The following is a 23,909-nucleotide window of genomic DNA, read 5'->3' on the forward strand; positions in this document are numbered from 1 at the left end:
CCCGTCCCGATGGGGCCGTGGCTGCTGTCGCCGATCATGATCGCCAGCCTGACGCGGACCCTCGCACGCGGCTCGGCTCGGCGCTGGCGTGGCCGTTCCCGGACGGACTGGCCAGCGGGTTCCGGTCAGGGGCCCTGCTCCTCCCAGCTCGGGTCCATGAGCAGGCGCCGTTCCCCGGTGACAGGATGATGGACAGTGGTGATCAGCACACCGAAGACCGGTTCCAGAACGCTGGGGACGAGGACCTCGTCCGGGGCGCCGTGCGCGACGAGCTGTCCGTGGTCGAGCACGACGACTTGGTCGGCGTACCTCATCGCCATTCCCAGGTCGTGCAGGGCGGCGATGACTGTGCGCCCACTGCCACGTACCGTGTGCAGCAAGCTGTGCTGGTAGCGCACGTCGAGGTGGTTCGTGGGCTCGTCGAGAATGACGAGCGGCGTGCGTTGGGCCAGGGCCCTGGCGAGCAGGACGCGGCGCCGTTCCCCGCCGGACAACTCACTCATGGGTCGGTCGACGAAGTCGAGCATGTCGACCTCGCGCAATGCCTCGTCGATGACGTGCCGTTGCGCACCGTCCCCGGGTCCCCACGGGGGACGGTGCGGCAGCAGACCGAGCGCGACGACGTCGCTGACCCGTACGTCGGGGCGGCCGAGGGCCTCCTGCTCGACGAAGGCCAACTGTTTTGCGCGCTCCCGCAAGGGCCACTGCTTCAGCGGTCGGCCCCTGAGCTCGATGTTCCCACTGGCCGGGCGCCGTAGCCCTGCGAGCAGGCGAAGCAGCGTCGACTTGCCCGACCCGTTGGGCCCGATCACTGCGAGGAACTCGTGGGGCATGCACGCCAGGCAGACGGAATCGAGAATGCGATGCCTTCCTGCGTCGAAGCAGAGCCCTGTGGCGCTGAGGAATGGTTGCTGCCTGCTCATGACTCGTCTCCGAACCGGTAGCGCCGTCGTCCGAGCAGCAGGAGGAAGACCGGGGCCCCGACGAGGCCTGTCACGACGCTCAGCGGTACCTCCATCGGTGCCGCCGTGGCACGCGCCGCAGCGTCGACCCAGATCATGAGGAAAGCGCCGAGCAGCAGTGAGACCGGCAGCATCGACCGGTGCCTTGCCCCGACCAGGATGCGTGCCATGTGCGGCACGACGAGACCGACGAAACCGATGCCCCCGGAGACGGCCACGACGACACCGACAAGCCCGGACTGCAGGACGAACAACAGCACGCGCAACTGTCTGACGGGCACCCCGAGCGAGAGCGCGGCATCAACACCTGTGGCGAGGGCGTCGAGCCAACCGGCAGCGGCCTGGGCGACTCCGTGGGCGAGGACGACCGCGAGGAAGGGGAGCAGCAGTTTGCTCCAGTCGGCCCCCGACAGGCTGCCGAGCAACCAGAAGAGGACCGACTGCGCGGCCTGAGGTTCGGCGCTGCGGAAGATGAGACAGCTGGACACCGAAGAGAACGCCGAGCTGAGCACGGTGCCCGTCAGCACCAGCCGCAACGGGGTCAGCCCGCCCTGGAGGAGCGTGATCCCGAACACCAGGGCTGCTGCTGTGAGCGAGCCGACGAGTGCACCGAGCGACAGCGCCCACAGGCCGGCGGCGCCGAACACGCCCAACGTGATGACAGCAGAGGCACCCATGCCTGCTCCTGAGGAGATGCCGAGTAGGAAGGGGTCCGCCAGCGGGTTGCGCACGAGGGTCTGGATGATCGTACCTGCGAGGGAAAGTCCCGCGCCGACGATGGCTGCGAGCAGGACCCGGGGCAGACGGATGTTCCAGACGATCGTGTCCGCCACGTTGGGGGCCCCGGCATGGTTCAGACGGTTGACGATGACGGAGATGACTTCGGAAATCGGCACGTCCGAGGCGCCGATGCCAGTGGCAGCGGCGATGCTCAGGGGAATCGCGACCAGCAGAACGATGACCACGGGCGCAGCGGGCAGCTGCCGCGCCCGTGGTCGGCCGACTTGGCTACCACGGTGTTGCGAGTGGCTCACGCGCCGTACCCGCCGAACGCGCCAGTGATCCCCGAGTCGGGGGTCAGGCCCATCTGGTCGAACTGCTGGCGCAGCGACTCTGCGGCGGCGATGTTCGGGGAGCCGCTGGTGAACAGAGCCAGCGGCAGGACGATGATCCGATTCTGCTCGATGACCGGCAGGTTCTTCAGCCCCTCCTGGTTGCGCAAGGTGTCGAGTTTGGTCGTGACCTCGTCAGCGTTGCCACTGCGGTAGTCCATGATGACGATGACGTCGGGCTGGGCCTGGGCCACGGACTCCCAGCTGGCGTGGAACCAAGTGGTGTCCTGATCGGCGAAGATGTTCTGGCCGCCGGCCTTCTCGATGATGCCCTGCGGCGCCCCGTTGCCCCCGGAGGTGTACAGGTCATCGGTACCGGAGTCGAAGAGCAGCACTTTGGGCGCCGCCTCTGGCCGGGGTGCGGCGTCGAGCGCGTCGAGCCGGGCGTTGAGGTCTGCGATCCGTTCCTCGGCTTGCTGCTGGTGACCTGTCAGCTCACCGTAGTTGGCCAAGTCGGTGCGCACGGCATCCCAGGGCCCCATGACGCCGAGCTTCGAGCCAGGGTCTGTCGGGTCCTGTCGGCAGGAGTCGGAGATGACATAGGTGGGGATGCCGTTGGCATTCGCCACTTCGGGGGTGACGCCGCTGGAGCCGGCGAACAAACCGGAGTACGAACCGATGAGCAGGTCCGGGTTCTTCGCGACGATCGACTCGAGGGGGATGGGGGACTGCAGACGGGGGATGGCCGAGACGTCGACGCCGTAGAGCTGTTGGAACACCTCGTCGTTGTTCTCGTTGAGCGACATGGCGGCGATCTGGTCGACGGCGCCGACATCGAGCAGGGTGCCGACATTCGACGAGTTGCTGGTGGCGACGATGCGCTCGACCGGGGTGTCGTAGGTCTTCTCCTCGCCGCAGTTGGTCAGCTGAACACTGCCTTGGCCCGAGCCGGTCGCCTCCGGTGAGGCCGTGGTGGGCGCTGGCGGCTGGGAGCAGCCGACGAGCAGGATGGACAGGAGTGCTGCCTGGGCGGCCAACACGGGCTTGTGAGGGGTCGGTGACATGAGGTTCCTTCCGGATGGCTCAGACGCGGAGCATCGAATGGCACGTGAGGCGGGGCATGCGCATCGGTGCGTCGCCTGCGTGCCGTCACGACTCATGCGGGTGCATGCGCCGGCCAGCAGGTTTTCGGACTCGGGGTCATCCGAACGGGGCCCTTCCCAGACCTGTGGCCCAGTGGCTCATGCCCCGCCCGTCACCGCTCACCGCTGCGCGTCAGTGCCGGACTCTCACCGGCTTCCCTGGGGCGCAGGTCGCGCTGCGCGCTGCGCTGCACCCTTGACTGGCGCCAGTCATGTTACCGGTTACCGGCAGTATTGAGCCGGTACCACGGGGCACGGTGGTTGATTCGTTGGCGCGCTGAGCGGGCCCAGAGCCGCTGCGTGCCGGAACGGCCGTCCCCGCCACGATCGGCGGCTGCGCACATCGCGGGTCGTGGCGCTGGTCGGGCGTTCTCGGGCGGCTTCGCGTCAGGCGGCACCGGTCCACCGCTGCGCGGCTGAGAACGAGCGGGTCAAGCCGCCGGGGGCCGTGGGACAATGAGGTCATGTCGTCTCTGCCGTCCCAGCTGTCCGCCCGCATCGAGGCCGTCGCCGGCGCCGATCCCGAACTGAGGCCCGCGACGAGACCCCAGTTCGGGCACTTCCAGTCGAACGTCGCCCTGCGCCTGGCCAGGACAGAGGGGCGCCCGCCGCGCGAGCTCGCGGCCGGCATCATCGACCGGCTCGACGTCTCGGACCTGTGCGAGCCCCCCGAGCTGGCCGGCCCCGGGTTCATCAACTTCCGCCTGCGCCCCGACGTGCTGGCCGCCGCCGTCAACGACCAGTACGCCGACGAGCACGCCGGCATCGTCCAGGCCGAACGGCCCCAGCGCGTCGTCATCGACTACTCCGCGCCGAACGCCGCCAAGCAGATGCACGTCGGGCATCTGCGCTCGACGATCATCGGCGACTGCTTCCACCGCGTCCTCGCGGCGAAGGGCCACACGGTCATCCCGCAGAACCACATCGGCGACTGGGGCCGACAGTTCGGCATGCTCATCGAGCAGGCCCTCGACGAGGGGCTCGACCTGTCGACCCTCGACCTGGCCGGCGCCGAGGAGCTCTACAAGCGCGCCAATGCGCACATCGAGACCGACGAGGACTTCGCCGATCGCTCGCGCGACCGGGTCGTCGCCCTGCAGGCCGGTGACGGCCCCACCCGCGGGATGTGGGGCGCGCTCGTCGGCCTGTCGAAGGCCGGCTTCAACCGCACCTACGCGCGGATGAACGTGCGCCTCACCGACGCCGACTACGACGGCGAGTCGTTCTACAACGACATGCTCCCGCAGATCTGCGACGACCTGGAGTCCCGCGGCATCGCCGTGCGCGACGGGGGCGCCCTCGTCGCCTTCGTCGACGGCTACGAAGCCCCGGCCATCCTCCGCAACTCGCAGGGCGGCTACGGATACGACGTCACCGACGTGGCCGCCGTGCGCCACCGGGTCGACGACCTGCACGCCGACCGCCTCGTCTACGTCGTCGGCTCGGAGCAGACCCGCCACTTCAACCTCGTCTTCGCGCTCACCCGCCGGGCCGGCTACCTACCCGAGGGCGTCGAGGCCCGCCACGTCGGCTACGGCATGGTGCTCGGCCCCGACGGCAAGAAGTTCTCCACCCGCGAGGGCACGGCCGTTCACCTCGACGACCTGCTCGACGAGGCCGAGGAGCACGCGTCCCCCCAGATCGCCCTGGCCGCGATCAAGTACGCCGATCTGTCGAACGCCCTCCAGAAGGACTACGTCTTCGACCCCGCGCGCATGACGGCCACCACCGGCGACACCGGCCCCTATCTGCAGTACGCGCACGCCCGGGTCTGCCAGATCCTGCGCCGTGCCGAGGCCGAGGGGCGCACGAGCGGCCCGGTCACCGTGCTCGAGGAGCCCGCCGAGCAGGAGCTCGCCCTGTGGCTGACCCGCTTCGGCGAGGCCGTCGACGAGGTCGCCGACGAGCTGGCTCCCCACAAGCTGTGCACCTATCTGTTCGAGCTCGCCACCAAGTACTCGGTCTTCTACGAGAACTGCCCCGTGCTGAGGAGCACGGGGCAGGTCCTCGCCTCCCGCCTGGGCCTGTGCGCGGCCACCCGCAGGGTGCTGGCCACCGGCCTCGACCTGCTCGGCATCGAGGCCCCGGAGCGCATGTGAGCACGGCACCGGTTCCCCCGTGCGACGGCGCGGATTCGATGGCGGAGCGGCTCATCGCGCACCTGCGGAAGGCGCTGCCGTCCGGCCGACTCGGCGTCGCCTACTCCGGCGGCGTCGACTCGGCCCTGCTGTGCGCCGCCGCGGTGCGGGCCCTCGGGGCCGACCGGGTGCTCGCGCTGCTGGCCGTCTCCGACTCGCTGGCCTCCCGGGAGCGCCGGCTCGCCCACGCCACGGCCGAGTCCATCGGCGTGCCCCTGGTCGAGGTCGTCACCCACGAGGGCGAGGTCGCCGGCTACGCGGACAACGGCGCGGACCGCTGCTTCTTCTGCAAGAACGAGCTGTTCACCGTCATCGACGAGCAGCTCGCCGCGCAGTACGGGCTCGCCGCGGTCGCCTACGGGGAGAACGCGGACGACCGGATGCGGCCCGACCGTCCCGGCGCCCGGGCCGCGACCGCCCACCGGGTGCTGCGCCCCCTCGCCGACTGCGGCGCCACGAAGACGCAGGTGCGCGCCCTCGCCCGCGCCTGGGGGGTGCCGGTCGCCGACAAGCCGGCGGCGCCCTGCCTGGCCAGCCGCGTCCCGCACGGAGATCCGGTGACGGCCGAGAAGCTGCACCGGATCGACGCGGCCGAGGACGTCGTGCTGGCCGCCGGCTTCAGCGACGCGCGGGTGCGCCACCACGGCCCCGTCGCCCGCATCGAGGTGCCGGCCGACGAGCTCGGGCGTCTCGCCGACGCCGCGCTGCGCCGCCGTCTCGTCGAGGGCGTGCGGGCCGCCGGGTTCCGCTTCGTGACGCTCGACCTGGCAGGCATCCAGTCGGGCGCGTTCACCCTGCCGCTCGTGGCCGCGGGGCGTCATGACTGAGTCCGGGCCCGACGGGCGGGCCGTCGACCGGCTGCCCGGCGTCGCCGAGCTCGACGCCGGTCGCGCGGTCCGCCGCGGCATCTCCGAGGCCGTCTACGGGCAGGGCAAGTCGGTGGAGCAGCTGGTCGCCATCGCGACGGCGCTGCGCGGGCGCGCCGACGGGCGGACGGCCCTGTTCACCCGCATGGACGCCCCGCGCGCCGAGGCCGTCGCGGCGGTGCTGCCCGGGGCCCGCTGGGACGAGCGGGCCGGTCTGCTGGCCTGGCCGGGCGAGCCCCCCGCCCCGAGGGGCGGGCTCGTCGTCGTCGCCTGCGCCGGCACCTCCGACATCCCGGTCGCCCGGGAGGCCTGGCTCACCGCCCGTCACCTGGGTTGCCGCGTGGAGCTGCTCGTCGACGTGGGGGTCGCCGGGCTGCAGCGGGTCCTCGCCCGCCGCGAGCTGTTCGAGCGGGCGGCGGCGGTCGTCGTCGTCGCGGGCATGGACGGCGCGCTGGCCTCGGTGGTCGCCGGGCTCGTCGCCGCGCCCGTCGTCGCCGTGCCCACCTCGGTGGGCTACGGGGCGTCCTTCGAGGGCCTGGCCGCGCTGCTGGCCATGCTCAACGCCTGCGCGCCGGGGGTGGCGGTGGTCAACATCGACAATGGATACGGCGCCGGGCACCTCGCCGCGCAGATCGCGCATGCGAACCTCGACCCGGACGACCAACGAACCGGTCAATGACACGAGCCGATCAGTGAGGAGAGCACGATGACGACCCTGTGGCTGGACGCATCCGCCGGAATGGCCGGCGACATGATGATGGGCGCGCTCGTCGACGCCGGCGCCGAGCTCGCCGCCCTCCAGGCGGCCGTCGAGGCCGTCGTGCCGGGCTCGGTGCGGCTCACCGCGGCGCCGACCGTCCGTGGGGGCATCCGCGCCGTCAAGGCCGAGGTCGAGGTGCTCGTCGACGACCCGCCGCGGCGCACCTGGACGAGCATCCGGGCGGCCCTCCAGGAGGCCGCGCTGGCGCCCGACACGAGGAGGCGCGCGCTGGCCGTCTTCGAGGCGATCGCCCGCGCCGAGGGCCGCGTGCACGGCGTCGATCCGGAGCGGATCCACTTCCACGAGGTCGGCGCGCTCGACTCGATCGCCGATGTCGTCGCCTGCTGCGAGGGGCTGCGCCTGCTCGGCGTCGACCGCGTCGTCGCCACGCCCGTCGCCGTCGGCGCCGGCAGCGTCCGCGCCGCCCACGGGCTCATGCCCGTGCCGGTGCCGGCCGTCGCGCAGCTCGCGCTGGGCTGGCCGACGGCGGCCGGTGTCGTCCCGGCCGGGCACCACGGGCAGCACCAGGACCACCCCGCGCCGGGACACGGCCACCCGGCGCATGACCACGGGCATCCCGGACCGGCGCATGCCCACTACGAGCAGGGCGACGATCATCCCGGTCACGACGAGCACGCCCACGCGCATCGGCACCACCACGGCGGCGGCCACGCGGCCGAGCACGCCGCGGGTCACCACGAGCAGGGTGGGGCCGAGGGCCCGCTGCCCGGAGAGCTCTGCACCCCGACCGGCATGGCCCTCGTCGCGGTCCTGGCCGAACGACCGGGCCCCCAGCCCGCCATGACCACCCGCGCGGTCGGCGTCGGCGCCGGCAGCAGGGACACGCCGGGGCGTCCCAATGTGGTGCGCGTCCTCGTCGGGGACGAGGACGCCCGGCCGGCCGGCTCCGACGGGGTCTGCGAGCTCGCCGCCACCGTCGACGACCTCGACCCCCGCGTGTGGCCCGAGGTGCTCGCCGCTCTCCTCGACGAGGGCGCCTTCGACGTCTGGGCCGAGCCCGCCCTCATGAAGAAGGGGCGCCCGGCCCACGTCCTCCACGTGCTCTGCGCGCCCGGGCGCGCCGACGCCCTGAGCACCCGCATCATGGCGTTGACGAGCACCTTCGGTGTGCGCCGCTACAGCGGGGTGGTCCGCGACGTGCTGGCCCGCGACTGGCGCACGGTCGCCGTCGACGGCCATGCGGTGTGGGTCAAGATCGGTCACCGGGACGGGACCATCGTCCGTGCCCAGCCTGAGTTCGACGACGTGCGGGCCCTCGCCGCGGGGCTCAACAGGCCCGTGGTCGACGTGCTCGCCGCGGCCCGTGCCGCCGCCGAGGAGGCGGGGCTGCGCCCGGGCGAACGGCTGGGGTGAGCGTCCGGCCCGTGCGGGGCGATGCGCACCATGTTCGACGGGGGCTGCAGAACGGCTCGTCCGGGTCCGGGCGCGCAGGGGGATCTCCCGGGTTAGTACCGCAAGACCAAGTCGCGTTCCTGTTCGCTCCTTGACATGTCATCGCCCTGAGTTATGCTGAAATTGGAAATTTTCTCGAAGGGGTGCGCAAATAGGAACAAACAAATGAGCCCTGACACTCCACTATATCCACACCGTCAAGAGGCATCGATGACTATCAGAGACTTGGTTGCTGCACGTTTTGAAGAAGATTCGTTGACCCCTTCGATCGAATGGCTAACCTTCCCTGGAGGTACCGAGAAACGAGAAACGGCCAGTTGGCAGGAGCTACTTAATCAAGCCTCCCGCGTGGCCGAGACTGTAGGGGTCGGATCGCAGGATGGACGGGAGCGAGTGGCCATCATGCTTCCCACTTCTCGCGCGTACTGGGTCGCGTTCATCGCCTGCGCACTCGCTGGAGTGATCGCTGTCCCGCTGTTTGAGCCAACGCTCGACCGTACGGATCACCGACGCATCAACTCGATGCTTGAGAGCTGCCAGCCGCGCGTCATTCTTACGAACTCAGCATCACTGTCAGTGATATCTGAGTATGTGGGTTCGCAGACACGCGTGCTAGACGTTGACGCACTGATGGGTAGTCCCGAGGATGAGGCGCCCATTGAGCATTGGCTAGCTGCTTCCGGGCCTGGACCCGACGATGTCGCTTACCTGCAGTACACTTCGGGGTCAACCTCGCGCCCATCGGGTGTTGAGATCACGTATGCAGCATTCGAGTTCAACCTAAAGCAGTCCTGCGACTCCCTCGGAATCACCCGTGAGAACCGCGCGGTAACTTGGCTTCCTCTTTACCATGACATGGGACTGGTGTTCGCGCTGGGCCTTGGGATCGTCACGGGAATCCCGGTTACCATGATGTCTCCCGATTCTTTTTTATGCAGCCCGAGTCGTTGGATCCGGGCATTGGACCGCACCGAAGCCACGATCAGTGCATCACCCAATTTCGGCTACGAGTACACGCTTCAACAGGGTTTAGGTGGGGTATGTGAAAACTTGGACCTGTCAAGGGTGCAATGGCTCCTGAGTGGGTCCGAGCCTGTGCGTCCATCAACCGTTACGCGGTTCGAAGCCGAGTTAGCCAGGTACGGATTGCCTAGTGGGTCGATCCGACCTTCATACGGGATGGCTGAAGCGACCGTTTTCGTATCGGCTGCTCCGCACCTCGAGACGAGGATGATCTCCCGGCAAAGACTGACCAATGGGTTTGTGGCTGACCCGAAGGATGAGGATGACAGCACAGAATTGGTGAGTTGCGGCCGCATCGCCGAAGGCACCGACCACGTCGTGGTCGATCCTGTCACTTTCGCTGTGCTTCCTTCTGGACGTGTTGGTGAGCTGTGGTTACGCGGACAGAGTATCACTCGCGGGTATTGGGGTGACAAGATCCACACCGAGCAAACCATTGTCGAGTTGCCAGGACATGACCTCCATGAGCGCTGGCTCCGGACCGGTGACCTCGTTGCTGTGTGCGATGAGAGTCTCTACGTTGTCGGCAGACTCAAGTCGATGCTTATCATCGACGGGCGGAACCACTACTCAGAGGACTTAGAACGCACCGTTCAGCAGGTCGATCCGCGTATTCGACCTGGCAGGGTCGCTGTCGTCGCTCACGACACTGGATCGACGGAAATTCCACTCATCATCGCTGAAACCCGTACGCGGACGGACGCCGATATTAAGGAGCTCTCGAAGCGCATCCGCTCGGCGGTCTCAGTTAACCATGGCTTCGCCTCGTCGATCGTCGCCTTGGTCCCACCTGACTTCATCCCGTTGACGACGAGTGGGAAGATCCAGCGTCCGTTGGCCTATGCCAAGTGGTGCGCTGACTGGGCCGACTGAGCGTGAGTGCGAGACGCTGCGGCACACAACAGCATCGTTTACGGAGTTGAGGGGTGCTAGGCATGAGAACAACATCCGAATGGGAACGTTGGTTGCAGAGCTGGGTGAGACGACAACTCGGCGACTTGTCTTTTGACGTATCTTCGACGGCCACTTGGTCGGATCTTGGACTCGGTTCGCGCGACCTGGTCGCGTTGTCCGCTGCCGTCGAGGAGTCAAGCGGGTTGATTTTAGAAGTGGCAGCGGCTTGGAACTACCCGACTGTGCGTCAGCTGGCCCAGCGTCTCTCGGGAGAGCAGTCATCCGAATCGGCATCCAAGAACGCGACAACATCGGGGCAGTGCGGCCCCATTGCGGTGGTTGGTATGTCGTGTCGGTTTCCGGGTGCCGGGAATGGTCACGAGGCCTTCTGGAACTTGCTGGCGTCCGGCACCGACGCGGTCCGCGAGGTTCCCGGCTTCCGGTGGGGCGACTCCGCTTCTGATCCGGAGTATCTACGACAACTCGGCGTGCCACGCTTCGCGGGTCTGGTCGATGATCCCTTCGGTTTCGATTCACAGTACTTCGCGATCTCCCCTGCTGAGGCGGCGAGCATGGATCCACAGCAGCGGATGCTGATGGAGGTAGCAAGCGACGCTTTGCAGGACGCTGGTCTGCTTCCAGAACAGCTTGCGGAGCGACCCGTTGGAGTCTTCGTCGGCGTCAGTGGGCATGACCATCTCTTGGCCGCGTCGACTAACCTCGCCGACGTCGACGCGTGGACTAACTCAGGTGCCTCGGCGGCTATGCTGGCCAACCGGATCTCTTATTACTTCGATCTCTCCGGACCCAGCATGGCCATCGATACTGCGTGCTCGTCATCGCTTGTCGCCTTGCACGAAGCCGTGACCAGTATCCAATCGGGCGAGTGCGAGGCGGCGCTGGTCGGCGGCGTGAATGTCCTGCTTTCACCCGCCGGTGGTCTGTCGTTCAGTCGCGCTGGCGTAATGGCGCCCGATGGCCGCTGCAAGACTTTCGACGCTGAGGCGGATGGATACGTCCGAGGTGAAGGATGCGGTGTCCTCGTTCTGAAGCCCCTCGACACGGCGCTGCGCGACGGCAGCCGTATCTGGGGGGTCGTGCGCGGCACGGCTGTGAATACGAATGGTCGCTCCAACGGTCTCTTGGCACCGCGCACTTCTGCTCAGGCGGCGGTCGAGCGCCTAGCCCTGACACGGTCGGGCGTTGTGCCCGAGGACGTCTCATATGTCGAATGCCACGGCACGGGGACCCCTCTCGGAGACCCCATCGAGCTGGAGGCACTTGCTCTCGCCTATGGTCGGAGAAGCAGCAGCAAGCCGCTGCTCGTCGGCTCGGTTAAGAGCAACATTGGTCACCTCGAATCAGCGGCCGGTATGGCAGGTGTCATCAAAGTTTTGCTGGCGATGTCCCGCGATTTATTACCTCCTTCCATACATTTTACTACCCCTAATCCCCTCATCGACTTCGCAGGGTTCGAAGTCGTTACAGACCTTCGCCCCTGGTTCGATGACTCAGGTCTGCATCGCGCTGGCGTCTCGTCGTTCGGGTTTGGAGGGTCCAACGCGCACGTGATTCTTGAGGATTCGCCTGGCTACGGTTCGGGCGCCGACCCGGTGTGGGTGTTCTCTGGGCAGGCCTCTCGCTGGGCTGGCATGGCGCATGATCTGCTCAACGAGACTGGGTTCAGAGCAATGATCCAACGAATCGATCCGGTCATCTACGAACACAGTGGATTCTCGGTGCTCGATCTACTGAGTGAAAGACGTCTACCCACGGGCCTCACGCATGTGCAACCGACCCTTTTCGCGGTGCAGGTGGCGCTTTCCGCTTTGTGGCGCGATCGCGGCGAACAACCGGCGTTCGTGATCGGACACTCCATGGGCGAGGTGGCTGCGGCATGCGTCGCTGGGATCCTCTCGCCGGAGGACGCCGCCCGTCTTATCTGCCACCGTGCCAGCCTCGTCGAATCGCTCTCTGGGTCCGGTGCTATGTTGATCAGCCATGCATCGGCTGACCAGACTGAAGCCATAATTCACGAGATCGATAATGCGTGGCTCGCCGGGCACAACAGTCCCACTACGACGATCGTCTCTGGGGCACCAATGGCCATCGAGGAGGTCGAGGAGCGTCTGGATGCCGCCGGCTACGACCCTCGCCGCGTGGACGTCGATTTCGCTTCACATTGTCCGCTGGTCGAGGGGATCCTCGAGCCATTTCGGCAAATGATCTCCGATCTAGAGGTTCTCCCGGGCGAGATACCGCTCATCAGCACGGTCGCGAACAGTCACCCGAGCGACGGAGCATCTCACTGGATCACCAACTTGAGGCAACCTGTCCTCTTCGCGGAAGCCGTAGCCGAGTGTTTGACCTTGGGCGTGAGGGCGTTTGTGGAGGTATCACCGCACCCGTCGCTTCTGACACCGATCGTCGAGACCGCTCGACCCAAGCCCATCACGGTGCGTGCCGGCCTGATGCGGGGCATCCAGGAGGATCAACCAGCACGTCGGCAGTGGCGCCGCGACGCTGACCTTTACATTCGCCCGCGGCGACGTGTCGGGAGGACCGCGTTGGCCTGCGGCCCTGGCAACCTGTTGGGTTCGATGACACGATTGCCGGGTCAGGTGGAACAGCGAATCTGGCGTGCCACACTCGTGCCGCAGCATTCAGATGGGTTCCCGGCGCACTTGGTGCAGGGCAGGCGAGTAGTGCCCGCTTGGAGGCTGCTGACCACGCTACTGGCAGCTGGTGGCAGCTCTCTCCAAGATGTCAGACTGCATTCTCCCTTGAACGAGGACCAAGAACAAGAAGTGCTGACCACCGCCAGCGGAGAACTCCTGTCAATCTATGCGACCTCTTCCGGTGGAACCGAAGCGGTGCTGGTTGCGTCCGCTCGAAAATCAGGGCAGCAACTGACCGCGCCTACGTTCTTTGAGCCGGAACAGTGGGAGATGCCTGATGACGGCGCCCAAAACGCGCTCACGGCTCGGGGCCGGGTAGTTGGCTGGGCACGTGGGGGCGCTTGGGCCGCGCTGCGTCTGGAACTACCTGCGGACCAAGACTCTGCATTGGCAGCGTTGCTTGATGCGGGGTGCATTCTCCCGTCGCTCAGCGCTGACGGTCCGATGACCCCGGTGGGCGTTGGAGCTGTCGGCTGCTCGAACGAAATATGTTGTGGGGTGGCGACGGTACTCGGAATGCGCGAGGGCGACCTCTGGCACGTTGTCGCAAGGGACGAGTCTGGCACATCTCTGATGTGTTTATCTGATCTGGCTGCCTACGATCTGCGCGAGAGCAACCCTCAAGCGATGAGGGCCGAGCTTACTTGGGAGCTGACCGCGCTTGACTGCACCCGGACCGACGTGTGGGACGTGCCGTCCGTATCAACTCATGATCAGGTCGGCACTGCTGCCGACCTGATTTGCGAGGCACAACGACGACTTGAGGGCTTGGGGCCGGACCAGCGCTTGGCAGTCATCACCCATGGAGTCAAGGACGCGCACTCGTCAGCGCAACCGGCTTGCGCGTTGTGGGGGCTTGCAGGTGTGATAGCTGCCGAGCAGCCAGATCGTTGGGCTGGCATCGTCGACTCTCCGACAGGGTCTTCGTCCTCTAGGCTTGAGGGATGGACGCTGTCGAGCGGCTCGTTCGTCCCTGTGCCTGAGCCGAAACTTCTGAGATTCACGGAAGACGACGTCGTGCTAGTGACCGGAGCCTTCGGTGGGATCGGTCAGCTCCTGATTCGCTACTTGGCGGAGCACGGGGCGCGGGCAATGATCCTCACGACTCGCGGCCAACCAGACGCGTCGATTTTAGACGAATTACACCAAGCTGGAGTCACAGTCTGGGTGGTTCCCGTTGACCTATCGGACCGCGGGTCACTCACCAGGTGGTTGGAGAAGTGGAGAAGCATCCATGGGGACACGATCAGCACAGTCTTCCATCTGGCGGGTTACTCGCCGGATCTTTCCGTAGCTGACCTCACCGAGTCAGAGATCGAGCGGTCCTTGTCCGTGAAGGCGGGCGGGTTGAGTGATCTTTTAGATGCCTGTGGTGAGCACGTTCGCGGAATGGTGTTCTCGTCGGCTGCCTCGGTCAGCGGTGTGCCGGGTCAAGGCGCCTATGCTGCGGCTAATGCCTTGGTAGACGGCATGGTTCGTAGCGTGGTCAGCCGTGGGGGACGCTGGCAGGTCATCAACTGGGGTCCTTGGGCATCGGTCGGATTGGCTGGCCGCGCCCAGGCTGAAGCGGCCTCGGAGGTACTCCGGCTGGCTGGCTGGACAGATCTGCAGCCTGACGCGGCGCTGCGAGCCTTGGCCTGGGCTTTAAGTAGCGAGACTACGCAGACAGTCATCGTTGGTGAGGTCGTTGAGCAAGATAACCGCTCTGGCGTGTGGACACACGCCGACACCGACGAGCGGGTTCGCTTGATTGAGGAAATCGTCCGCCGCCACTTAGGAATCACCAACGAGCGCCTTTCGCGCGATCGGCCCTTGGCTGAATACGGGATGGACTCGATTCTCGCTCTACGGATGCTGCGCAACATCAACGACCTCGTTGGGCAGGAGCTGCCCGTCGGTTTCCTTTGGGATCACCCCTCGGTCAACGCAATCGCGACTGCCCTCGAACTGGGTGACTCACTCGATGGCCCTCATCCCGAAGGCAGTGATCAGTCGGATCCGACCCCCACGGCTTCGGCGTTCGGACAACTTCTGAAAGAGATCGAGGAACAATGACCGAGAAGTCGACCTATGCCCGCTTGGCCGTTTTGCAGGAGAGCCAACGCGATCGGATCATCGAGATTCTTTCTTCCGCATCATCCCAGCTGCGAGGCGAGCCGATAGCCGTCTTGGGGGTCTCAGTGCGTTTGCCAGGCGACGTCTCCGGAGTCGACGACTTCGATAGACTGCTCACCGAGGGCGCTACGCCAATCACCGAGACTGATCCACGGCGCTGGATTGGAGATTCGCACGGCATCCGAGCGGGTTTCCTTTCGGACCCCCTCGTCTTCGACGCGGATTTCTTCGGCATCATGCCTCTCGAGGCTGAATCGCTTGATCCTCAGCAGCGACTTGCGCTGGAGATCGCCGTCGAAGCGATTGAGGATTCAGGCCGTAGTGTAGACGACCTGCGTGGTAGTGCCACGGGATTGTTCCTCGGAATCTACCACCACGATTTCGAGGAAGTGTTTATCTCTGCGCCATCCCCTTACGCGGCGAGTGGAAACGCTCACTCTATTGCTGCGGGGCGGCTCGCCTACATCCTAGACTTAAGCGGTCCCGCAATTAGCTTCGATACGGCCTGTTCCACCTCGCTGGTTGCGATTCATCAGGCGGCCTGCAGCCTTGCCATGAGGGAATGCGATGGCGCGATCGTGGCAGGAGTCAACGTGATGCTGTCGCGTCGCACGCACGACAGTCTCGAGTCATGGGGAATGCTGTCGCCACGCGCGAGGTGCAGCTCCTTCGACGTTGCCGCTGACGGTTTCGTTCGCGGTGAGGGAGCCGGTGCCGTTTATTTGAAGAGGCTCTCTGATGCGCTCAGGGATGGGGACGAGGTCCTGTCTGTCATCCGTGGAAGCGCTATCAATCAGGATGGACGCTCCCAAGGACTTACTGCGCCGAGCGGGGCCGCTCAGGTCGCCGTCATCCAACAAGCGCTGGCGAACGCAGGGATCTCGGCGGAATCAGTGGGCTACGTCGAGACGCATGGCACGGGAACAGCGCTCGGTGACCCCATTGAGTACGAAGCTCTCCATGAAACCTATGGAATTCCGACGACCAGCGACCCATGCGTGCTTGGCGCTGTGAAATCGAACATCGGCCACCTTGAGGCCGCTGCCGGTATCGTCGGTTTTATCAAGGCGATGCTCGTGCTGGGGTCCGGACGTATCCCTAGAAATCCTGGCTTCGAGCGTCTTAATCCCCATATTCCTCAGCGGCCCACGCGACTCCGAATTGCGAGTGAGCCTCTAGCTTGGCCGTCGACCAGGCCGCGCCGGGCCGCGGTCTCATCCTTTGGTTTCGGCGGTACCAATGCGCACGTCATTCTTGAGGAGGGATCGAGCACGGCGGCTTGGCCGCGAAGGCATCCGCGCCAATGGAATCATGATACGTCGTGGCCTCTTCCTGGTCGAGGCGTTCGGACCCCCAAGAACTGGTTCCTGATCTCTGATCTCGTCGAGGCTCCTGCTGAGGCTGTCCCGCTCGATGGCTTACGCCTTGATGTCCGATCGGCCTCAGGGGTGGCGGCGTCAACGCTTGCGGACGCTCTTCAAGCGCTCGGTGCGGTGACGATCTCGGGAAGCTTCGAGTTCTGGCAACCGGATCCCGCCGTCATCGCAGTGGTCACTCCCGAGACGGGGCATGACCTCGCCGACTTGGAGGGGTTGAAAGATGAGGCGTCAATGTTGGCGGAGGTCGCCGCACGATGCGGACGCGAGACCGACCATCAGATCCTTTTCGCAACGCAACGCGCCCTGCGCGGGCCATCGATCGATCCCGTGGCCGCCTCGTGGTGGGGTTGGGCCCGAGCCTGCGCCCTTGAGTTGGGGCCGACTTTCGCTGGCGCAGTCGACGCAGACGATGTCGAGGGGCTTGCCCAAGCAGTGGCGACCCACTTGGGATCTGATGACGGCGAGCTGTTCATGGTCCTGCGTGAGGGCCGACGCCTCGTCCCCCGACTCGTCCCGGCGCCCGAAAGCCTGACAGAGGCCGGACCAGCCAGTCTCCGGGAAGATCGGAGCTATCTTGTGATCGGAGCGAACGGCCCTGTGGGCCTCGCGCTGCTCGACTATCTCACGGAGCGTGGGGCCAAGTACCTCACTCTCACCGGTCGCGGTCAACCGAAGGAGCCTCTGAACCTCCGCATGGACGCTCTTCATCGACAGGGAGTTGATGTGGAATGGACGCTGGCTCACGCTGATGACCCGTCTCAGATGCGAGATGTGATCAGCAGCTTCGGGCGGGACCGTCCAGAGCTGGACGGCGTGTTCCTGACGGCGTTCGCTGGCGGTCCTTGCTCCCTTGAGGACCTGACGGCCGAGGATGTCGACGCGATGTATCGCCCGAAGGTGGACGCAGCCGTCTACCTTGACAGACTTACCTCAGAACTTGACTTATCGATCTTCGCGCTCTTCTCCTCAACGACGGGGTGCCTCGGTTCTAGGCAGCTCGCTCACTACTCAGGAGCCAGCGGTTTTCTCGATGGACTTGCGTACCACCGCCGCGAGCGCGGGTTGCCGGCGCTCGCCATCGACTGGGGCATCTGGGCAGGCCGGCTGGATGAGACTTCAGACAACGAGCGCCGCCACGTCGAGGGTTCCGGTTTGCAAGCGATGGATGATCAGCTCGCGATATATGCCCTTGACCAGCTGCTGGCCCAGAACGAATTCTGTCAGGTCATGGTTGCGGACGCGGACTGGGAACTCGTCCGGGTCGCGTACTCGACACGAACCTCTTTTACTCTGGTCGATCAGCTGCTCTGGCCGAGCAACGAGGCGGAACCCGAGGCTCGAGGAGCATCGATGTTGGCTGCTACCCCTCCACGGGAACGCAGTGATGCTGTCGTCACTTGGGTGAGGCGAGTCGTGGCTAACCTCATGCACTTGCGCAACCCTGAGCAGTTGCCCGTGGATAAGGGACTGTTCGATGTAGGCCTAGATTCGCTCATGAGCGTGCAGGTGCAGCGAGCTCTCAACGAAGACTTCGGGGTAGGGCTGTCCCCGACCGTCGTCTACAGTCATCCGACAGTCGCAGCTCTCGCGTCGCAGATCTTGGAGCGGTTGCGGCTCGGGGGCGCGACCGAGGAACGTCGCGAATCGGCCCGGCCTGCGGCCTTGTCTGACGATCCGATTGCGATTGTTGGCATGGCGTGCCGCTTCCCCCGAGGAGAAAGTCTCGACGAGTTCTGGACAACCCTGTCAACCGGGCGCGACGCCATCAGTACGGTCCCTCTTGAGCGGTGGGACGCTGCAAGCCTGATCGATCCTGACCCGACCACGCCTGGAGCAATTCGAACTGATCGCGGCGGCTTCCTCACTGGATGGGATCCCACGCAATTTGATGCTGAGTTCTTCGGGATATCGCCCCGTGAAGCTGCCGCTCTGGACCCCCAGCAACGCCTTATGCTCGAGTTGGCCGTTGAGACACTCAATGACGCTGGACTGGCTCCTTTAGGCCTTCAAGGAACGCGCACAGGCGTGTTTGTTGGCATCACCACGCGCGACTACATGGTCAGGCAGACTCGTGCCACGAGTCTAGAGGATATCGATGCGTACACGGGCACGGGAAGCGCAGCGAATTTTGCCGCAGGTCGTGTGTCTTACCAGCTGCGACTTCAAGGTCCAGCGATGGCGATTGACACGGCCTGCTCCAGCAGCCTGACTGCACTGCATGTTGCCTTGGGTGAGCTCCGCTCCGGAACCTGTGACGCCGCGCTTGTCGGCGGCGTGAACATTATGCTGGCCCCCGACACCTCCGTCTCGTTTACCCGTTGGGGCATGCTGTCGCCTCGAGGCGTCTGCGCGAGTTTCGATGAGTCCGCCGATGGGTTCGTCCGCGGCGAGGGCGCCGGAATGATCATGCTGAAGCCGTTGTCTGTTGCTGTTCGGGACGGTGATCGCGTGGTCGCGGTGCTGAGGGGAAGCTCATGCGGCCAAGACGGTGAGAGCGCGGGTCAGACTGTTCCTAACGGCGCCGCGCAATCAGCCGTGATCTCAGATGCTCTCTCGCGTTCCGGGCTCACTGCAGACGACATCGATTTCGTCGAGACCCACGGTGCCGGGACCGCTGTCGGTGATCCGATTGAGCTGGAGGCGCTCGGCGAGGTTTTTGGTGACCGTACAAACCCGATCATCATCGGGGCGCTGAAGAGTGTGACTGGCCACATGGAGGCCGCTGCGGGTATTGGCGGTATCATCAAGACCGCACTGGCCCTGTCGCACCGCAAGATTCCACCGAACCTTCACTTCGAAAGGTTGACATCACAGGTCACGCTTCGGGGCTCGCGAGTTGAGATCCCAACGACGTTGGTGCCGTGGCCATGCACGGGTCACCCGGCGCGCGCGGGCGTGTCGAGCTTCGGCGCTTCAGGCACGAATGTGCACGTGGTCCTTGAAGAGGCGCCCAGCGCTTCAGATTCAGTCACTGCATCGCAGGGCGGCGTCTGGCTCTTCTCAGGTCAGGGCTCGCAGTGGGATGGAATGGGTGCAGGACTACTCGATGACAGCCCAGCCTTTGCTGAAACCATCACGGATCTCGCGCCTTATTTCAAGCGTGAGACCGGTCGCGCGCTGCTTCCGCTCCTTCGGGGCGAAGCGGAGCTTGCTGGTATCGATCTTGTGCAGCCTGCGATCTTCTGCATGCAAGTCGGACTCGCCGCAACTTGGCGGGCGCTGGGAGCGGAACCGTCGGCGGTCATAGGCCACTCCATGGGAGAGGTCGCGGCCGCCGTGGTCGCGGGAGCTCTGACGGCCGAGGACGGCATGGCTGTCATCGCCCGCCGCTCGCGTCTTCTCAAGAGGATCGCGGGTAAGGGTCTCATGGCCATGCTTGAGGCCAGCGAATCGGCAGCGCGAGAGATCATCCGCGGTCATCCAGGTGTCGACATCGCCGTCCTGGGTTCTCCCGGGCAGACCGTAGTGTCGGGCGACCCCACAGCCATCCGGGCGATTACGGCGGATTTTCAGGCTCGTGGACTGTTCGCACGTGAGATCGCTGTGGACGTGGCCTCACACTCTCCCCAAGCGGACGAGCTTCTGTCCGATCTCCGAAAGGAACTCGCACAGCTCATGCCGCAACAGCCTCGGGTCAAGTTCCTGTCGACTGTCGCCGAGGACCCGAGATTTGACGCTGATTACTGGGCTGACAACCTCCGGCGACCCGTCCGACTGATGCAGTCTCTGCAGAACGCGATGGCGACGGGCGAGACCCTTTTCGTCGAGATGTCGCCACATCCGCTGCTTGGCGCGTCAGTGATGGATTGCGCAGACGGTCGGAAAGTAACATTCATTCCGAGTATGCGCCGTCACGATCCGTCAGTGCGCCCCAACCTACGGTCCCCTCTTCCCCCTGTCGTTTGGCACCGCAAGCGCCACTGGTTTGAGACGACCGTCCGCGAGGGTGAGACCAGTTCGCTGCTGGGCCAGCATGCCTTGACGCCCTCGGGTGAGCATGTGTTCACGAACCCTGATCTCATGCGTACTGCTCCGTGGCTATCCGAGCATCGGGTCGATGGAGTTCCTGTCATGCCGCTGGCGGGATGGGCGGCGATGATCGTCGAGGCCGTCGACACTATCAAGGGGTCGCCCACCTGCGTGGAAATCAGCGGGTTGAAGCTGCACAGCGCTTACATTCCGGACAGCTCCGTCCCTGTGACGACCTCGTTGCGACCGGTGGGCGAGAACGCTTGGGCGGTGCGCATTGGCTCACAAACTCCCTCATGGCAGCTCCACGCCTCGGCGCAGGTCACCGTCCTAACGCCCCAGGACGAACCTGCGATCGACACTGAGCCCGCATCGAGGGCCGGGGCTGAGTTTCCAGTTTCACGACTGTATGAGCGGCTCCGCAGCGTTGGCCAGCAGCACAGCGGAATCTTCGCGCCCATCACGGAGGCGTGGTTAAGCACTGACGGCATCGCTACGACTCACCTCAGAGCGAACCCTACCCGTAGAGTGGATCGTCGGGCACGCGTCTTTCCTCCCCTGCTCGACGGAGCTCTTCAGACGCTGGCGGTGTCATCGCTGGCCGAAAACTCAGCTGGGTTCGTCCTGCCCGAGCAGATCGGCACTATTCGCGTGTCCGGCGAGTTCGTCGGGGAGGCGACGGCGTGGGCCAAGCTAACGAGAGACAGTGTGGGATTCGCGACCGGCAACGTATTGATGCTTGCCGAGGGTGGGCGTATCGACGTATCGGGCATCCGGCTGTGTCAAATGGACGCGCCTGTAAGCGCACGTCTCCCGCTGTTCGACCAGAAGTGGGTCTCGCTACCCGGCCATTCTGGGCCTGCGGTCGATGAAATTCGCGTTGTGGCGGAAGGGCCCGCGTCCTCTGAGCTCGCAGCCCGTGTGGCTACTTCGCTTGGCAGCGGCCTGACCGAGCTCGACTCCACGGTTAGCTCTGACAGCGTCCCTGATGCGGTCTGTGTTGTGATTAACGCCGTAGGCAGGGCCTCCGCTGATGTGGTCGGATGCCTCATGGCGGTTCAACGCACTGTAATGACCGTGCTTGGGTGGGGGCTGCGCGACACACCACGCGTCTACTGTCTGGTGAACGTCACTCCGTCGGGTGTTCTTGGGCAGATTGAGGCGGCCTTGAGAGCCTTCTGTCGGGTACTTGCGTATGAACATCCCGACTTGTGCGCCTCTGTGGTCTCGTTCGACGCTTCATCTGAGTTAGCGCTCGCGTCTTTGGTCCGCTCGAACACGCCGGAAACAGACGTGGCATTCTTTGCGGACGGGGCTCGTGCGTTGAGGATCCAGCAGGTTCAGGCACCGTTACGCGACTTGACACTGCCGGTCACGGAATCCAACGTCGTACGGGCAGAGGTCTCCGACGGTGAGATTGCCTGGGTCGAACAAGCCCGCCCCGTGCTCGAGAGCGGGGAAGTCTTGGTGCAGGTGGAGGCGGCCGGGCTGAATTTCTCAGACGTCCTCAAGTGGCGCGGAGCCTATCCGCTGCACCATGGCGAGCATCCTGTCCTCGGGGGTGAGGTGGCTGGCACCGTCGTCGCCTGCGGTCCTGACGTCACCCTCCACTTGGGTAACAAGGTGTTTGGACTAGCGACGGGTGGCATCGGCACGATGGTTCGCACTCGAGCCGACCTTCTCAGCCAGGTACCGGATGGGATGTCGGCCATTGATGCCGCTGCACTCCCGGTGGCGTACACGACGGCAGTGCACTGCCTTGACGAGGTTGCACACCTTCGAGATGGCCAAACAGTCGTCATCACTTCCGCCTCGGGGGGCGTAGGGCTGGCGGCCGTGGCGGTCGCAAGGAGGCGCGGAGCTCGGATCATCGCGACGGCTGGCACAGCAGAGAAACGAGAATTCCTCCAAGAACTGGGGCTGGACGATGTCTTAGACTCGTATGCCCTTGACCTTGGCGAGCAGATCATGGAGCGCACCAGTGGAGTCGATGTCGTGCTCAACACTCTGACCGGTTCGGCCTTTCGACAGCTGCTCAGTACCCTGCGGCCAGGCGGTCGGTTCGTTGAATTGAGCAAGGACGCGACCTTCGGACACCATGCGCTTGACTTGGCCACCCTCGCGCGGGGCGGTAGCTTCAGCGCCGTGGACTTGGCCTACCTCATGCATCACGACAGGGACACTACTCGTCGGTTGCTGAGTGAGGTCGTCGCGGGCCTCACGGCTGGCTGGGTGATACCGCTTCCCACTAGGACCTTTGGGATGCGGAGCCTTGATGAGGCGCTGAGCGCATTCAGCGAGAAGGAGCATCGAGGCAAGATCGTCGTGACCGCTGAGGCGGGACTTGAGGCCCAGCCTCCTGCGGGTCGGGTGGTTCGCCCGAACGGCGCGTATCTCGTCACGGGCGCGTTCAGCGGGCTTGGCTGGCAGACCGCAAGCTGGCTCGCCGCACAGAAACCCCGCAGGCTCGTGCTCAATGGGCGCCGGCCGCCGGATGCCGACCGCACGTCGATGATTGAGGAATGGCGTGAAAGCGGGATTGAGGTGGAGATCGTTCTGGGTGATGTCGCCGATTCCTCCACGGTCAGTGAGCTTGTGGACCGTGCCCGGGCGGGCGGGTCCTTGCATGGGGTGATCCACAGCGCTGGAGTGGTTCAGGACAAAACCATCCGCTACGTCGACGAAGAGACCATCCGTGCCGTCCTCCGTCCGAAGCTTGTTGGTGCGAAATTGATCCTCGACGCGGTCCTGCCCGATGCACTCGACTTCTGCGTGCTCTACTCATCGGCGGCGGTCCTCTTGGGCTCTCCCGGCCAGGGCGCCTACGCGGTGGCAAATGCAGCCATGGACTCTCTTGCGCAGCAGTACGCCGACGAGGGGATGACGGTCCAGTCTATCAACTGGGGCCCGTGGGCGCAGACCGGGCTGGCCACAAACTTCACGACGCTGGGTTACCACGCGCTGAGCAACGCCGAGGGCCTCGATGCGTTGAATCGCATTATCTGCTCCTCCTTGCAGCGGGCTGGCGTCTTTGACGTTGACGCTCGGCAGTGGTTCCAGTCCTACCCGGCGGTCAGTGAGCTTCCCTATTTCTCGGATCTTGAGGTTAACCTCGACTCCGACGAGTCCGGTCCCGACCTATTGGCTGGCGTGATGTCAGAGACAGAGGTACGCGAGCGCGTGCGCGACCTAGTAGCCCAAGAGCTCTCCGCGGTCTTGCGTTGTGATTCGAACATCATCGACCCGCAGTCACCCTTTGCCAGCCTCGGGCTCGATTCTCTGATGGCGCTCGAACTGCGGAATCGGCTGGAACGAGCCAGCGGCGTTCAACTACCAGTAACTGTCATCTGGTCGTCGCCAACGGTGGAGCAGCTTGCGGAATCCCTGCTGGGTGCAATGCGGCCAGATGAGCAACAACCAGCAGACGGACCAGTGAACGAACCCGCAATTTCTGATGAAGACGCACAGATGATCCTCGACTTGGCTGAGGCGCTGCGCGGCGACGAGGGGGGATAAGC

10 protein-coding genes and 1 riboswitch are annotated in these 23,909 nt (G+C 65.1%); of the genes, 7 read left to right on the top strand and 3 right to left on the bottom strand.

The genetic code is table 11. The features are described from left to right. Nucleotides 1-125: 125 nt before the first annotated feature. From K336_RS0107590 to K336_RS0107600, 3 genes are read right to left on the bottom strand one after another with little or no spacing between them, the layout of a single operon-like run. The gene (locus K336_RS0107590) at nt 126-923 is read right to left on the bottom strand and encodes an ABC transporter ATP-binding protein (RefSeq protein WP_028706701.1); all 798 of its coding nucleotides are present in this window, start codon (nt 921-923) and stop codon (nt 126-128) included. Continuing rightward, nucleotides 920-1,942, bottom strand: a complete 1,023-nt coding sequence (locus tag K336_RS0107595) for a FecCD family ABC transporter permease (protein ID WP_211223466.1) — start codon at nt 1,940-1,942, stop codon at nt 920-922. The genes K336_RS0107590 and K336_RS0107595 overlap by 4 nt, the downstream gene beginning before the upstream one ends. A 50-nt stretch (nt 1,943-1,992) precedes the next feature. Further along, nucleotides 1,993-3,078, bottom strand: coding sequence for an ABC transporter substrate-binding protein (locus tag K336_RS0107600; RefSeq protein ID WP_051245522.1), 1,086 nt, complete (start codon nt 3,076-3,078; stop codon nt 1,993-1,995). 118 nt (nt 3,079-3,196) lie between these two features. Beyond that, nucleotides 3,197-3,317: riboswitch (cobalamin riboswitch) on the bottom strand. A gap of 303 nt (nt 3,318-3,620) precedes the next feature. Here K336_RS0107600 and argS point away from each other — a divergent pair. From argS to K336_RS0107640, 7 genes are all read left to right on the top strand, one after another. After that, entirely contained in the window at nt 3,621-5,255 is a 1,635-nt protein-coding gene (gene argS, locus K336_RS0107605) for an arginine--tRNA ligase (RefSeq protein WP_043150557.1), read from the top strand. Then, nucleotides 5,252-6,121: an ATP-dependent sacrificial sulfur transferase LarE gene (gene larE / locus K336_RS0107610; RefSeq protein ID WP_233418742.1), complete on the top strand. Its 870-nt coding sequence runs from the start codon at nt 5,252-5,254 to the stop codon at nt 6,119-6,121. The genes argS and larE overlap by 4 nt, the downstream gene beginning before the upstream one ends. Further along, complete coding sequence (gene larB, locus K336_RS0107615; protein WP_028706706.1) at nt 6,114-6,839, top strand: nickel pincer cofactor biosynthesis protein LarB; 726 nt, start codon at nt 6,114-6,116, stop codon at nt 6,837-6,839. The genes larE and larB overlap by 8 nt, the downstream gene beginning before the upstream one ends. Before the next feature lie 27 nt (nt 6,840-6,866). After that, nucleotides 6,867-8,294 carry a nickel pincer cofactor biosynthesis protein LarC gene (larC, locus tag K336_RS15285; protein ID WP_021796882.1) on the top strand — a complete coding sequence of 476 codons (1,428 nt, stop codon included), beginning with the start codon at nt 6,867-6,869 and terminating at the stop codon, nt 8,292-8,294. Between the two features lie 249 nt (nt 8,295-8,543). Next, nucleotides 8,544-10,229 (top strand): fatty acyl-AMP ligase, encoded by a 1,686-nt coding sequence (locus K336_RS17715; RefSeq protein ID WP_162142582.1) that lies wholly within the window; start codon nt 8,544-8,546, stop codon nt 10,227-10,229. 62 nt (nt 10,230-10,291) lie between these two features. Further along, nucleotides 10,292-14,983 carry an SDR family NAD(P)-dependent oxidoreductase gene (locus tag K336_RS17720; RefSeq protein ID WP_081660684.1) on the top strand — a complete coding sequence of 1,564 codons (4,692 nt, stop codon included), beginning with the start codon at nt 10,292-10,294 and terminating at the stop codon, nt 14,981-14,983. Continuing rightward, nucleotides 14,980-23,907 (top strand): type I polyketide synthase, encoded by an 8,928-nt coding sequence (locus tag K336_RS0107640; RefSeq protein ID WP_081660685.1) that lies wholly within the window; start codon nt 14,980-14,982, stop codon nt 23,905-23,907. The genes K336_RS17720 and K336_RS0107640 overlap by 4 nt, the downstream gene beginning before the upstream one ends. Nucleotides 23,908-23,909 lie beyond the last annotated feature (2 nt).

It is taken from the genome of Propionibacterium acidifaciens DSM 21887, from assembly GCF_000426605.1.
GTDB lineage: Bacteria > Actinomycetota > Actinomycetes > Propionibacteriales > Propionibacteriaceae > Propionibacterium > Propionibacterium acidifaciens.